Annotated in this window: 14 protein-coding genes and 1 tRNA gene; 11 read left to right on the forward strand and 4 right to left on the reverse strand. The window is 66.9% G+C overall.

Annotation, left to right across the window (positions count from 1 at the left end):
- The first annotated feature begins 54 nt into the window (after positions 1-54).
- From AC07NC_RS06715 to AC07NC_RS06730, 4 genes are all read left to right on the forward strand, one after another.
- Positions 55-1,635: a lysozyme gene (locus AC07NC_RS06715; RefSeq protein WP_494569013.1), complete on the forward strand. Its 1,581-nt coding sequence runs from the start codon at positions 55-57 to the stop codon at positions 1,633-1,635.
- Between the two features lie 43 nt (positions 1,636-1,678).
- Positions 1,679-2,848 (forward strand): isovaleryl-CoA dehydrogenase, encoded by a 1,170-nt coding sequence (locus tag AC07NC_RS06720; RefSeq protein WP_035305527.1) that lies wholly within the window; start codon positions 1,679-1,681, stop codon positions 2,846-2,848.
- 30 nt (positions 2,849-2,878) lie between these two features.
- On the forward strand, positions 2,879-3,067 hold the full coding sequence (locus tag AC07NC_RS06725; RefSeq protein ID WP_494569014.1) for a DUF3008 family protein: 189 nt from the start codon (positions 2,879-2,881) through the stop codon (positions 3,065-3,067).
- Positions 3,068-3,169: 102 nt separating this feature from the next.
- Positions 3,170-3,808 carry an exopolysaccharide biosynthesis protein gene (locus AC07NC_RS06730; protein ID WP_494569015.1) on the forward strand — a complete coding sequence of 213 codons (639 nt, stop codon included), beginning with the start codon at positions 3,170-3,172 and terminating at the stop codon, positions 3,806-3,808.
- Positions 3,809-4,099: 291 nt separating this feature from the next.
- Here AC07NC_RS06730 and flaF read toward each other — a convergent pair whose 3' ends face one another.
- Together flaF and flbT are read right to left on the reverse strand one after the other, a co-directional pair.
- A complete protein-coding gene (gene flaF / locus AC07NC_RS06735) occupies positions 4,100-4,465 on the reverse strand; it encodes a flagellar biosynthesis regulator FlaF (protein ID WP_154725614.1) in 366 nt (121 codons plus the stop codon).
- Positions 4,425-4,847, reverse strand: coding sequence for a flagellar biosynthesis repressor FlbT (gene flbT / locus AC07NC_RS06740; protein ID WP_035305521.1), 423 nt, complete (start codon positions 4,845-4,847; stop codon positions 4,425-4,427). The genes flaF and flbT overlap by 41 nt, the downstream gene beginning before the upstream one ends.
- A gap of 155 nt (positions 4,848-5,002) precedes the next feature.
- Between flbT and AC07NC_RS06745 the strand changes: the two genes are divergently transcribed.
- The 7 genes from AC07NC_RS06745 (at position 5,003) to AC07NC_RS06775 (ending at position 9,335) form a co-directional block, all read left to right on the forward strand.
- Positions 5,003-5,440, forward strand: coding sequence for a hypothetical protein (locus tag AC07NC_RS06745; protein ID WP_494569016.1), 438 nt, complete (start codon positions 5,003-5,005; stop codon positions 5,438-5,440).
- A gap of 25 nt (positions 5,441-5,465) precedes the next feature.
- Positions 5,466-5,663, forward strand: coding sequence for a hypothetical protein (locus AC07NC_RS06750; RefSeq protein ID WP_008264396.1), 198 nt, complete (start codon positions 5,466-5,468; stop codon positions 5,661-5,663).
- Positions 5,664-5,726: 63 nt separating this feature from the next.
- Positions 5,727-6,587: an AAA family ATPase gene (locus AC07NC_RS06755; protein WP_008261076.1), complete on the forward strand. Its 861-nt coding sequence runs from the start codon at positions 5,727-5,729 to the stop codon at positions 6,585-6,587.
- Between the two features lie 56 nt (positions 6,588-6,643).
- A complete protein-coding gene (locus tag AC07NC_RS06760) occupies positions 6,644-7,453 on the forward strand; it encodes a hypothetical protein (protein WP_008264116.1) in 810 nt (269 codons plus the stop codon).
- 159 nt (positions 7,454-7,612) lie between these two features.
- Positions 7,613-8,206 carry an HD family hydrolase gene (locus AC07NC_RS06765; RefSeq protein ID WP_292148061.1) on the forward strand — a complete coding sequence of 198 codons (594 nt, stop codon included), beginning with the start codon at positions 7,613-7,615 and terminating at the stop codon, positions 8,204-8,206.
- 2 nt (positions 8,207-8,208) lie between these two features.
- Positions 8,209-9,159, forward strand: coding sequence for an NUDIX hydrolase (locus AC07NC_RS06770; RefSeq protein WP_426025262.1), 951 nt, complete (start codon positions 8,209-8,211; stop codon positions 9,157-9,159).
- A gap of 86 nt (positions 9,160-9,245) precedes the next feature.
- A tRNA-Ser gene (locus AC07NC_RS06775) sits at positions 9,246-9,335 on the forward strand.
- Positions 9,336-9,480: 145 nt separating this feature from the next.
- On the opposite strand, the gene AC07NC_RS06780 is transcribed toward AC07NC_RS06775, so the two are convergent.
- Together AC07NC_RS06780 and AC07NC_RS06785 are read right to left on the reverse strand one after the other, a co-directional pair.
- The gene (locus AC07NC_RS06780) at positions 9,481-11,295 is read right to left on the reverse strand and encodes a Ca2+-dependent phosphoinositide-specific phospholipase C (protein ID WP_494569017.1); all 1,815 of its coding nucleotides are present in this window, start codon (positions 11,293-11,295) and stop codon (positions 9,481-9,483) included.
- A 53-nt stretch (positions 11,296-11,348) separates the two neighbouring features.
- Complete coding sequence (locus tag AC07NC_RS06785) at positions 11,349-14,255, reverse strand: TonB-dependent receptor (RefSeq protein WP_494569075.1); 2,907 nt, start codon at positions 14,253-14,255, stop codon at positions 11,349-11,351.
- Position 14,256: the final 1 nt, after the last annotated feature.

Here is a 14,256-nt window from a genome sequence, read left to right on the forward strand (position 1 = left end):
TTTGCTGAGACGTGGCCCTGGGCCGCGCCGCCGTCTCGCTTTGGGGCAACACCTGTGTCTGACACGCCGAAACCGACCAAGATCTCTCGCGAAGGGGTCATTCTGATCAAGAGCTTCGAGGGGTTCCGCCCTCGAGCCGTTCAGCGCGCCGACGGCCGCTGGACGATCGGCTATGGCCATACCCGTTCCGCCCGCGAAGGGCTGAGCGTGTCCGAGAGCGACGCCGAACTGCTGTTGCAGTACGACCTGATCCCGGTGGTTCGCGCCATCGGCTCCGTCCAGGCGCCGCTGAACCAGCATCAGTTCGACGCCCTCGCCAGTTTCGCCTTCTCGGTGGGGGTTGATCGTTTCACGACGTCAGACGTCCTGGCCCGATTGAACGCGGGCGCGCCTGACGAAGCCGCCGAGGCCCTTGGCGGCTGGTCGGACGACACCGAGATCGTCACGCCGCCGCGACGCCGCGCCGCCGAACGCGCCCTGTTCGTCGCCAATCCCGACGCGCCGGTTTCACTGGCCGACCTTCTCGCCGCGCCCCTGCCGCCGGTGGCCGCCACCCTCGTGGAACGCACCGTCGAACCGGAGACGCCGGTTGAGGGGGGCACGTTCGAAAACACGGATGTCGCGCCCTTCCCGGCCTTGCCCTCGGCGCCCCTAACGAGAGCGGCGGCCGTCGCGGTTCTGCTGGGCGAAGACCAGGACGGTCTGCTTCCCGTCGCTGCCGACGAGACGCCTCCGGCGCTTGAAGTCGCGCCGGTCGAAGAGGAATCGACCCCGGACGTCCTGATCGAGACAGACGTCGCCGAAGAAGCCGAACCGGCGAAAGAACCGGAGCCGCGCCCTTCGCCGCCCGCACCTCAGATCGACAAGACGGCCGGCGTCGCCGCCTTCTACTCCCCCTACGCCGTGCGCGCCCACGGCCCGCTGCTCGGCTTTGGAGCGGGACGCGTGAACGCGAAGCCGGAGGCGACCGCCGCCGCCAATGACCTCGCTGCGCAAGACGTCGAGGTCGAGGCGACGGAAGACCGTGCGGTCGAGACTTCATTCACCCCGCCCGCGGCCCTGCCCGACCCCTCGCCAGGCGAAACAGCGGTCGCCGGCGAGGAGGTTTCAACGCCTGAGCCGGCTGTAGAACCTGCGACTTCAGAAGACGCGCCTGAGACGTTTGAACAACCGCAAATGATCGCCGAGCAGGCGGTCGAAGTCCCGGTGTTCGCCGCCGCCGCGCCGCCGCAGGATCCGATCCCGCTTGAACTGACGGCTGATCCTGTCGCGCCACAGGAATCGTCGAACGCCCGCCAGGCATGGCCCGAGAGCCGCGAGGCGGTCGATCCTGACCAGACGCCTCTGTTCGGGGCGGAAGAGAATTCCGCGATCGAGGAAGAGATCCAGGCCGACTATGCTCCGGTCGCGCCCACCGCTCAGCAGGGCAGTTGGAGCGAAACGGCGACCTTTCTGGTGATGGGCGGCATCGGCATGCTGTCGTTCGGCGCCGCCATGGCCGCCTTCCGGCAATCCTCCCGTTCGAGCGACGAAACGCTCCTGATCGGCTGGGTGCTGGCCGTCATCGCCCTCGCCTGCGTCGGGGTATCGGGCTACAATCTTTACAAACGCTGGGGCCGCGCCGACCGCGCCTAAGACTGTTTTGCGAAAGAGGATGCGCGATGCTACCCCTTTGCGCATGAGCATTCCCTTCGCGCCGCAATCCATGGAATTCAGCCTCGGCGAAAACGCCGACGCGATTCGCGAGACGACCGCCCGCTGGGCGGCAGATCGCTTGGCCCCCCTGGCGGCTGAGATCGACGCGACAAACACCTTCAGGCGCGAGCTCTGGCCCGAGATGGGCGAACTGGGCCTGCACGGGATCACGGTCGAAGAAGACTACGGCGGCCTGGGCCTGGGCTATCTGGAACATGTCGTGGCGATGGAAGAGGTGTCCCGCGCCTCGGCCTCCATCGGCCTGAGCTACGGCGCCCACTCCAACCTGTGCGTCAACCAGATCCGCCGCTGGGGCACGCCCGAGCAGAAGCGGAAATATCTGCCCAAACTCATCAGCGGTGAACATGTCGGCGCGCTCGCCATGTCCGAGGCCGGATCCGGCTCTGACGTGATGTCGATGCGGACGCGGGCCGACCGAAAGGGCGACCGCTATGTCCTGAACGGGACCAAGTTCTGGATCACCAACGCCCCCCACGCCGACACCCTGGTCGTTTACGCCAAGAGCGATCCCGACGCCGGATCAAAGGGCTGCACCGCCTTCCTGATCGAGAAGGGCATGAAGGGCTTCAGCGTCTCCAAGAAGCTGGACAAGATGGGCATGCGCGGCTCGGACACCGCGGAACTGGTGTTCGAGGACTGCGAGGTGCCCGAGGAGAACATCATGGGACCGGTGGGGGGCGGCGCCGGCGTTCTGATGAGCGGCCTGGACTATGAGCGCGCGGTCCTCGCCGCCGGCCCGCTGGGCATCATGCAGGCCGCCCTGGACGTCGTCCTGCCCTATGTTCGCGACCGCCAGCAGTTCGGCCGACCGATCGGATCATTCCAGCTGATGCAGGGCAAGGTGGCGGACATGTACGTCGCCCTGAACAGCGCCCGCGCCTATGTCTATTCGGTCGCCCGCGCCTGCGACGCAGGCCTGACCACCCGCTACGATGCGGCGGGCGCCATTCTGCTGGCTTCCGAAAATGCGGTGAAGGTCACGCTTGAAGCTGTCCAGGCCCTGGGCGGCGCGGGCTACACCAAGGAATGGCCGGTCGAACGCCTGGTCCGCGACGCCAAGCTGTATGACATCGGCGCCGGCACCAACGAAATCCGTCGCTTCCTGATCGGTCGGGAACTGCTGGGCGGCTGACGGCTTCTTCCGGGCGGAAGGAGACATCCCATGCCCGCAAAATCCGCAGCTCAGCAAAAGGCCGCCGGCGCCGCCCTGTCGGCCAAACGCGGCGACACGCCCAAGTCCGAACTCAAGGGCGCTTCGAAATCGATGGTGGAGTCCATGACCGAGAAACAGCTCGAGGAGTTCGCCCACACCAAACGGAAGGGCAAGCCCGAGCACGCGGCGAAGAAATAGGCGCCGCGGGTGCGATTATTCGGCTTTGTTGCCGTTCGGTAAGTGGCGGTGAAACCTCTGTGCGCCTAGATGGCGCGAACCCCCTTTCCCGAGCCGCGCCTGATGCCCGCCCAACCGCCTCCGAACGACGACCTGCGGCTCTTCTCGGACGTGATCGAGGAGCTAGGCGAAGGCGACGATCCCAAGCTGAAGCTCGAGGAGTTGGTCGCGGCCTTCGGCGAGCGCGGCTTCGGGGCGATGATCCTGATTCTCTCGATGCTGGCCCTGCTGCCTTGGCCGCCAGGCGGCAAGGCGGTGTTCGCGGTTCCCATCATACTGATGTCGCTGGAGCTTGCCTTCCAGCGCAGTTCGATCTGGCTCCCACGCTGGGCGCTCCGCACCTCCATCAGCCGTGCGGCCTATCGCGCGGGGGTGTCGCGAATCATGAAGACGGTCCGTTACGTCGAGAACCTGACCCGACCGCGCATCCCGTTCCTGACCGGCGAGGTGGCCGATACGGTCACCGGTCTGGTCTGCGTGATCCTGGCGCTGATCATGGCTCTGCCGATCCCGTTCGGCGACGCCCTGCCCGGCATCGCCCTGGTCTTCTTCGCCCTGGGCATGATGCAGAGGGACGGGATCGCCATCCTGCTGGGCGCGCTCGCGACCGGCGGCTGCGCCCTGTATCTGTTCCTGATCTGGCGCACGGTCTTCGAAGTCGCCCACCACGCGGCCGGCTGGTTCGCCCAGATCTTTCACTGAAGTCAGACAAAAGGGCCGCCGCGGTGCCGCGACGGCCCTTCATTGTCTGACCGCGAACGGCCGGACCGCAACACTCAGCCTGAACAGCGCCAAACAGCCCGACGGGCGTTAGCGCCAACCAAAAGGTCAGGCCCGGACCTCTCCGAGGACCAGGGTCGCGGCCACCGCACGCGATTGATGACAATGAGACACTGGATCACCTCCTTTCGACTGTTCAACAGAGATCTGAAAGGTAGGTCGGTTCAACAGCTTGCAGCAACAGGCTTCGCGATTTCGTGAAGAAGGGCGCGTTCAGGCCGCCTGCTGCGCTCCCGGCGCCAATCCCTGCATCATCATGCGGTTGATCTCGATCAGGTCCTGGAACGTCTCTTCGCCGCGCATGACAGCGGAGGAGTGGCGATTGACGAACAGGCTCAGGGAGATGATCTGCGCGCGCAGGGACGCCGGCAGCACATTGGCGGGATCGCCGCAGTCCGAAGCCAGGGTCGACCACAGACGCCGGTTCCAGTCCAGCGCGTCGATACGCGTGGCCAGATCCCGTTCATCGACCGTCGAGGCATGCACCAGCGCGCGCGTGACCTGGCCGAAGAGCCGGTACTCCAGGTCGCGCGGCGTCTCAGCCCGCGACGTCGCCGCTTTGTAAGCTTGAAGCGACATTCAGAACCTTTTCTTCGTATTCGACAATCTTACGGGCCGCCATCAGGGCCTTGTAGTATTCGCGCGCCAGAACGTGACGCGAGGCGGAGACGCATTCGGCGAGAATGGCGGGGTTCTTGGTCGCGCCCATGAACTCGGAGATCCGCAGCGCCAATTCGTCGTAGAATTTCGCTGCAGAGGCCTCTTCCAGATACATCATCATGATCGGGAAATAGATCCGGCGGGCGGGGGTGGTGACCTCCTCCGCCTGCATGATGTCCTTCTCGCGCAGCACGCTGGCGCGGTTCTGAAGAATCAGCACCCCGCGACGGTCGCCGTTCTGGACCACCGCGCCGTTCAACACGAACCGCTCGCCGGGTTTCAACGACAGCTTCAACGCCATGGACGACCGAACTCCCCAATAGGTCGGAACCGGTCAATCTTGGACCGCACCTGATGAGTCGAACCTTAATGCGAGAGGGTTAACCATCTCTTGTCCCCCCGTACGCTGGAACACCTAACCACGGCTGACGTTTCCTCTTCGCAGAGGAGGCGCACATGCCGGACAACGATTACCAGGACGACCAGGAGCAGTCGGAAGTCTTCGACGAAACCCATGTCGACGACGAGGGAGAAGGCGACATCCTGCTGGACGAGGCCGAACAGGTGCTGGACGTCACCCAGGCGGACGGCGACGCCGACGAGGATGAGTTCGACGAGGACGATCTCGACATCGACGATCAACTCGCTCTCGACGGGATCACGCGCGAAGCCGACGCCCTGCTGGGCATGGATGGCGAAACCCTGAGCCAGTCTGACGCGGACAGCAACAATCTGCGCGCGGACGATGAGGTCGAGCTGGTCTATTCCGGCCTGATGGAAAACGAGCGCGGGGCCCAGGCCAGCGCCGCCCACTGGGAATCCAAACGTCTCGACGACGACGACATTGAACAACTGGGCTACGCGCCCGATCAAACCCCTGATCCGGCCCCCTGAGCCGCCAATCCCTTAAGGAGACGACATGAACGATCCCCACGCCAAGGCCGACGCATCCACCGATACTCCCTATGCGAAACGAATCGTCGCCGAGGAGGGCAAGACGGACCAGCTGAAGGACAAGGTGCAGGAGGCCGAAAGCCGCGAAGAGGCTCTGGTGGACGAAGGCGTCGAAGAGACCTTCCCCGCCAGCGACCCGGTGTCAGCCAAACACATCACCTGATCGCTGTTCATACCCGATCCGATCCGCTAACCCGCTTCGTGACATTCACGGAGCGGGTTTTTCATGGGCCGGTTCGAAGGCACCGATCGCTACATCGCCACCGCTGACCTCAAGGTCGCGGTCAACGCCGCCGTGGCGCTGGAACGGCCTCTGCTGATCAAGGGCGAACCCGGGACGGGCAAGACGGTTCTGGCCTATGAGATCGCCAAGGCCTTCGACGCGCCCCTGATCACCTGGCACGTCAAATCGACGACCAAGGCGCACAACGGCCTGTATGAATACGACGCCGTCAGCCGCCTGCGCGACAGCCAGCTGGGCGATGAGCGGGTTCACGACGTCCGCAACTACCTGAAGAAGGGCAAGCTGTGGGAGGCCTTCACCGCCCCGGCCCGCCCCGTGCTGCTGATCGACGAGATCGACAAGGCCGACATCGAATTCCCCAACGACCTCCTGCAGGAGCTCGACCGGATGGAATTCTATGTCCAGGAGATCGACGAGACGATCCGGGCCGAAATCCGCCCCATCGTCATCATCACCTCAAACAACGAGAAGGAGTTGCCGGACGCCTTCCTGCGCCGCTGCTTCTTCCACTACATCCGCTTCCCGGACGCCGAGACCCTGTCGGCCATCGTCGATGTCCACTTCCCCGGCATCAAGCCCCGCCTGGTCGCTGAAGCCCTGAAGACCTTCTACGAGATCCGCGACACGCCGGGTCTGAAGAAGAAGCCGTCCACCTCGGAACTGCTGGACTGGCTGAAGCTGCTGCTGGTCGAGGATATCGACGCCGAGACCCTGAGGGAGAAGACGCCGAACAAGCTGATCCCGCCCCTGCACGGCGCCCTGTTGAAGAACGAGCAGGACATCCACCTGTTCGAACGGCTGGCCTTCCTGGGTCGGCGCGACGGCGGCCGCCCGGGCGGTTGATCGGCATTACCGCGATTTCACTGGATCGAAGCCGCCCAGCGCCCACAATAGCAAACATGAGCGTTACCGCCCCGTATCGTCTTCTGACCGCCGGCCTGATGGCCGCAAGCCTGAGCGCCGGCCTGGCGGCGTGCGACGGCGAAAACGCGGTTCGCATCACCACCACCACGACCACCTCGCCGGACGACACGCCCTTGGGCGTACTGAAGGTGGTGGATGGCCTGCAATGCCCGGACGCCCTGAACGTCCTGACCCGCAAGGGATCGGCCAGCCCCGGCGGCGGATCCTGCACCTATGGCGGGCCGCGCGGGTCCGAGGTGGTTCTCTATCTGGTCAAGCTGGACGGTCGTTCGGCCGATCAGGTGCTGCGGGACTACGAACGCCGCCTGTCCGATGAAATGCCGCAGGCGGCGGTGCGGATCGACGCCCGCGAGCGTCAGACGGGCGAAGACAAGACCTCGGTCGAGGCGCCGGGCGTCAACATCAGGACCAAAGGCGAAGACGCCACCGTCAGCCTGCCCGGCATCCACATAGAGACCCAGGGCGACAACGCCTCCGTCCGTATCGCCGGCATCAACATCCAGTCCAAGGACGGCCAGGGCGTGCGGACGGAGACCAGCAACGTCAGCGTCCAGTCCAACGGCGAAACCACCCAGGTCCGCACCCAGGCGCCCGGCGACGCCACCCGCATGACCTTCCTGCTCGCCGACGACAATGTCGAAGCCGGCGCCTGGCGTCAGGTGGGGTTCGTGGCGCGCGGTCCGGTCGGCGGCCCCCTGGTCATCGCCACTGTGCGGTCCAAGGCCACCAACGACCGGGTGTTCGAATCCGCCAAGGATCTGGTCGCTCTGAACGTCGGGAACTGACGGTTTTCCACGCTGGATGCGGCGCTGATCGATCCGATTCGCCCTTGCCGCCTTGATCCCCGCGCCGCTTTGCGTCACCTGACCAGCCCACAAGCCATCAGGATCGACGATTTGGCCGAGCGCCCCAAGAAGAAGACCGAAGTCCGCGCCTGGCAGCGCATGCTGTCGGGCCGACGCCTGGACCTGCTCGATCCCTCGCCCTTCGACATCGAGATCGAGGACATCGCCCACGGCCTGGCTCGCGTCGCGCGCTGGAACGGTCAGACGATCGGCGAACACGCCTTCTCGGTCGCCCAGCACAGTGTCGTGGTCGAGGAGATCGCCGCCCACATCAAGCCGGGCCTGGATCCCAAATGGCGCCTGGCCGCCCTGCTGCACGACGCCTCGGAATACGTCATCGGCGACATGATCTCGCCGTTCAAGGCGGCCCTGGGCGAAGGCTACAAGGATTTCGAGGCCCGGCTCGAGGCGGCCATTCACGTCCGCTACGGCCTGCCGCCCAAGACGCCGCAGACCATCAAGACCCTGATCAAGAAGGCCGACAAGGCCTGCGCCTTTTTCGAGGCGACGCAGTTGGCCGGATTCAACGAAAAGGAATCCCTGGGCATCTTCGGCTCGCCCCCGCCGGGCTACAGCCTGGTCATCGAACCCCAGCCGGCCTCCATCGCCCAGGCCCGTTATCTGGAACGCTATCAGGTCCTGGCCAAGGCGGTCGGTCTCCTGCCCGCCGACGACGCCTGGCATACGGAATAGGCATGGCGGGACCGGCGGATCAGGGCGTGCGCATCGGCCTGTCGGTCGTCGTCATGGCGCTGAAGGACCGTCGGGCCGTGGTCCTGACGACCCAGGCCGAGGACGGCGCCCGCGCCCTGCCCTTCGGCCCGTTCGATCCCGTGCGCGACCGCACGTTCGAACGGGCTCTGCGCGACTTCGTGACCGACCAGACGGGCTTCCGCCTGGGCTTCGTCGAACAGCTCTACACCTTCGGCGACGCCGGTCGCGCCACGCCCCGCGCCACCCCCACTCCAGACCAGAGGCGCGAGGTCTCGGTCGGCTATCTGGCCCTGACCCCGGACGCCGCCCAGGGCCAGACCCATGACGCGCACTGGGACGCCGTATTCGACTTCTTCCCGTGGGAGGATCGTCGCGCCGACAACCCCGCCCTGCACGCCGCCCTGGTCGAGGGACTGACCCGTTGGTCGGGCGCCGACGACCGCCGCACGGCCCGCGCCCGCGCCCTGTTCGCCCTGACGCCCGACCACCGTTGGAACGAGGAACGGGTGCTGGAACGCTATGAGCTCCTGTACGAGGCGCGACTGGTCGCCGAGGCCTGGCGCGACGCGCGCCAGACGCCGCCCGAGGCCTCGGCCCTGCTGCCCGGCGCGCCCATGGGATCGGACCACCGGCGCATCCTGGCGACAGGTCTCGGCCGGCTGCGCAGCAAGCTGAAATACCGCCCGGTCCTGTTCGACCTGACGCCCGGCCTCTTCACCCTGTCGGAACTCCAGGCCGCCGCCGAGGCCGTCTCGGGCCTGACGCTGCACAAGCAGAATTTCCGGCGCGGCGTCGAACGCACAGGCCTAGTCGAACCCACCGGACAACTGTCCTCGACCACCGGCGGACGCCCCGCCGAACTGTTTCGATTCAAGGGCGTCGACCCCCAGACGGGCGCCGCGCCGGGCCTGTCCCTGCCCGCGCAAAGATAGCGTCCGATTTCTTTCACAGACCGCTTGCGATGCGGCGCGCCTGCCATTAGAGAAGCCGCTCGCTCGACCAAGCGACTATGCACCGCGGAGAGGTGGCAGAGTGGTCGAATGTACCGCACTCGAAATGCGGCGTGCCTGGAAGGGTACCGTGGGTTCGAATCCCACCCTCTCCGCCATTCGCCTTGGCGCCCAAAACGGGGCCGGCGTAATCAACCTTTCGCATTGAATCAGCAGGGCCCGGATCGGGCCACGCCCCTGTGTTCCGCAGCCTGAAGGCTGCAGGGCTCCGCCGCGATCACGCCGCGACGGAGCGCCCTTGCCTTATTGGGCCGCCAGCGCGGCCTGGACCTCGGCCCGGGCGGCTTCCATGTCGCGGCGGAAGACGTCGGAGCGTTGTTCGGCGCCAAAGATGACCATGCCCGACTGGATGCCGGCCTCGACGGCGCTGTAGCTGTGGGATCCGCAGATGTAGCGGCTCTCGGCGAACTCGCGGCCACGCGCATAGAGGGCGTCGGCGCGCTGGGGCGCCAGTTCGGCCAGGATCATCGCCACATGCACCCCATGGGCCGAGTGACCGGACGGATAGTCGGGATTGCCGGCCAGATGGTCGCTCTTGGCTTCGCAGATCGGCTGGTCCGTGCCGATATAGGGGCGTTTGGTGGCCCAGTGGGTCTTGGCGTCGCCGACCACCGATCGGTCGTCGCCCGCCCGGTCCAGCAACGCCGTCAGGACCGGCGCGGTTTCGCGCGTCAGGCGCACGCCCAAGGCCTCGGCGAAATGATCATAGGCGTCCCCGGTGACGTCGTGGGTGGCCAGCACCCAGCGCGGCGTGCCCTCCAGACTGCGGGTCTGCAGGAAGACGCCCCGGTTGGCGATGTCGCGTGGCGAACCCGGCGCGGGCGGGGGCGCCAGGACGGCGGTCAGGTCCGGCCGGTCCGGCTTGGCCAGATAACCGCGCGGGACGGCGGCGCCGGTCGGCTCGATCGCCAGACCGTCGCAGCGCGTCTCGGTCCGCAGCCGGTTGCAGGCGGCGGCGTCCGCCCCCGTCAGCCGCACCTCATAGCCCGGGAAGCGCGGATCGGCCCACAGATAGTCCGTCGACACATATTGCGCCCCGCTGGCGAAGGCGGCGCTGCGGCGCGCGACGTCGCCGGAGCGGGCCTCGGCCGTATCCGCATCGGCGCGGGTGCGGACGATGAAGCCGGCGCGAACGGCGGCCTGGATGCGCGCCTGCTCGGCCACGGGGTCGTTCAGCGTCAGATAGGCGGCGGCCGGCGAGGTCTCGTCGGTGTTGACGAAGAAGACGCGGCCTTCCAGCGAGCGGCGCGCGCCACGATAGCTGGCGACCTTTTCCGGGCCTTCGTCCAGGGCGAAGAAGACCTTGCCTCGCGCGGCTCCCAAGGTCGGCCAGCCGCCGGCCAGAACCGCGTCACGCAGGGTGGGATGATCGCCCTGGACACCGTCCGGCGTGATCAGCCGGTCGGCGTCGAAGACCGAGCGGACCTCGGCGTCCAGGGCGTCCCAGGCGGCGGCGTCGAAATCCAGGGGCGTCACCCCGCCCGGCATGGAGGCCGCGCCCGTCTTGGCGTTCAGCATGATCAGGATCGGGGCGTGATCGGGATGGGCGCGCGACCAGTCGCGGATTTCGGTCAGACAGGCCACGAAAGTCAGGCAGGTGCTGCGGAAATCGACGTCCGGCATATGCAGGGTCTTGAAGCCGGGTCGGGCCATGGCTTCAGCGAAGGCGGCGCTGGTCGGCGCCCCCTGCCCCGGCCGACCCAGGGCGGACAGGGGATGGGCGTAGCGCCCGCCCTGCGGATCGTTCAGCACGTCGATCTCGATCTGGCGCGCGCCGGCGTCCAGTTGTTCGGTCAGGGGCCGGTGCGAATAGTCCAGGGCCACGGCGGCCGGGTTGACCGCGATCATGGCCTGCAGTTCGGCGGCCGGGATCGGCAGCTTGTAGCTGTTGTGGGTCCCCACGGCCGTCAGATCGTTCATCCCCAGACGCCGATCCATCCAGGCCCCAGCACAGGCGTCCCCGCCCGCCGCCCGAACGTCCGAAGCACTCAGATCACAGGCCGGCTGTACGGCGTTGAGGGCGGATCCGGCCAACAGGGCGGCCATCAGGGTGAACATGGGGAACTCCTTGGTTTTGGAACAGGAAGGGCCTGGCCCCGCGCGGTGTGGGGTTACAGCGACCAGCGCAGGCTGGCGGTGACGCTGGGACCGACGCGGCCGAGTTGCAGCAGGCGTCGCGTGTCGTGCTCATAGGCGAGGTCGGTCGTGTCGGTCAGGTTCGAGGCGGCGATCACCAGTTCCCCGCCCGATCCGATGTCGAAGGAGGCCTGGGCGTCCAGATAGCCGGCGTCGGCCACGGTGAAGTCCGACACCCCTCCCCCCTGCATGTCCGCCTCGGATCGGAAGGCGGACCGCCAGGACCAGGACAGGCCGATGGCGACCGGTCCCCGCTCGAAGAAGGGGTTGATCGAATAGGCCAGGCGCGACACCCCCGCCAGGCTGTACCCCTCCGGCCCCTGGCCGTCCGTCCAGGTCCCGCTGGCCCAAAGGCCGAATCCGGAAGGCAGCCGCCGATGGAGCCCGACCTCCAGCCCCCGGCTGACCGCCCGCCCCAGATTGGCCGGCCGCGACATCAGCACCTCAGCATGCACCAGGGGACCGGCCCGGGTCTCGAACACCAGCATCTCCGGCGCGGCCACCAGTCCGATGAAGTCGTCGATGGTCTTGTGGAAGACCGCGACGCTGAGCGCGCCCTGAGGGAAGGTCCATTCATAGGAGGCGTCGAGATTGGTCGACACGTAGGGACTGAGATCCGGGTTGCCGCCCACCCCGACGAACAGCGAACCCGGCGAAGGATCGTCGATCTCGGCCTGTCCGCGCTCGTAGATGGACGAGACCAGGGAACTGGCCGGCGCCGTCGCCAGCCGCAGATCGGCCAGGGACGGCCGGGTCATGGTGCGGGACGCCGCCAGCCGCAGCCGGCGCCCCTGATCAAAGTCGAAGGCGATGTTCAGGCTGGGAAGCAGACGGATATCCGACCCCGTATGAGATACGCCCCGGATCGCCGCCACGCCCTTGTCATCCGCCGTCAGCAGCGCGCCGTCCACGGCCGTCCGGGTCGCCACCAGGCGAAGGCCCAGATTGCCGAAGAAGGGCACCGATCCCGCTTCGCCTTCAAAATCGATCCGCCCGTAGACGGCGCCGACCCGTTCGCCCACCTTGTACGAGTTCTGCAGGTCGGCGCCGGTGGGCTTCAGGTCGCCCGGCGAGACCGCGATACTGTCGCTTTCACCCGGGAGGATGAAGGCGGTCTGGAAGGGTGCGAAGTCCGCGACGACCCAAGATCCTGGATGTTCGTCGATAACCTGATCGAAGACGCCGTTCTGAATGCGCGAACTGAAGAAGTCCGGGCTCAGCGTCTTTCCCGGTCCAAGCACGGCTTCGCGGTCCCGGCGCTGATAGTCGCGAGACCGGTCGCTGACCTGGCCGCCGAAACGAAAGTCAAACAGGCTCAGCCCGCCGATCCGGACATCTGCAGCCCGGCCGATGTCGATCAGGGCCGTGGCGTCGTCATCGACGGATTCGATGGCGCGCACGCCCAGCTTTTTCCATTTCAGGGCGGAAGGGTCGTCAAGATCGAAGTCGGTCCGCAGCAGGGCCGCCTTTCGAACGGAGACGGCGTCGCCCACGTCGAAGCTGTAGGATGGCGAAAGGCGCGCGCGAAAAGAGAGGCGTTCAAGCGGCGTATCCAGTTTCGATCGTGCGCGCGACAGGCTGACCCGCGGCTGAAACCTCCACGCCCCCAGCATCACCCGGGCCATTCCCGAGACCACGATGTTCAGATGCGCCTGATCCGAGAACTCGGTGTTGTTGTCGATCGTGCCGGACTGGACGGCGCCGGCCGAAACCACCCCGTCGGTGATCGTCGCCTGTGCATCGTCCGCCTCGAGCAGCTTGCCGAGGCCATAGACGATCCGGTCTTCGCGGATGGCGTTGTCAAAGGTCGAGACCAGGCTGTCGAACCGCAGATGGACGGACGGCGACGCCCGCCATTCTCCCCCCAGGAACAGGCTCCGGCGCAGGCGGTCCTCCTGTTCGACGGTCGTGCGGACGTCGCTGGGCGCCACGACCTGTTCACCGTCCAGGGCCACCGGCAGATAGCGCTGAATCTGGAAACGGTCGTAGAGAACCGAACGTCCCTCTTGCGACAGGCCGCCGACCAGCCCCCAGTCGCCGTCGTCCGAAACCAGCCGCCCGGCCACGGACAGGTCGAGACGGGGGTCCCGCAGTCGCGCCTCGGCCGCGCCGCCGACCCGCAGGCTCAGGAACGGATCGCCATCCAGCCCCCCGACCGTCTCGATATTGATGTTGGAGCCGATTCCGCCCTCGATCAGATCCGGCGTCGCGGACTTGGTCAGTTGCGCGCCGGCCAGCAGGTCCGCCGACAGGGCGCGAAAGCGGAACTGGCGGCCGCTCTGGGTCGAGTTGCGGATGTTCTCGTTGAAGGCCACCGGCGCGCCGTTCAGGGTCACCGACTGGAACAGGGGGCCCAGGCCCCGGACGCTGACGAACTGTCCCTCCCCCACCTCGCGCTCGATGGCGACGCCAGGCACGCGCTGAAGGGCCTCGGCCAGATTGGCGGCCGGCAATTCGCCGATCCGGGTCGAAGAGGCGCTGTCGGAGATGACGTCGGCCTGGCGCTTACGGCGCAGGGATTCCTCGATCTGTTCCGACAGCCGGCCGACCACCGTCACCTCTTCCAGCTCGGTCGGGGCTGCGGGCTGCGGCCGATCCGGCGCCGAGGGCGCCGCCCAGACCCGAACGCCACGGGCGCCGATGAAGCGGTATTGAAGGCCTGCGCCGTCCAGCATCCGGCTCACCGCCGCGCGCCAGGTCATGCGCCCCCGAACGGGACGGCTGCGCCGCGCTTCGCCCGGCGAGGCGACAAAAGCCAGTTCACATCCCGCCGCCACGCAAAGATCCACCAGCGCACGGCGGGCGTCCTGGGCCGGAATATCGAACGTCAGTGTCCCGTCCTGCGCATGGGCGCGCCCGGTCCATCCCCCGCTGACCAGCACA

The organism is Brevundimonas sp. GW821-FHT10A07, assembly GCF_059415785.1.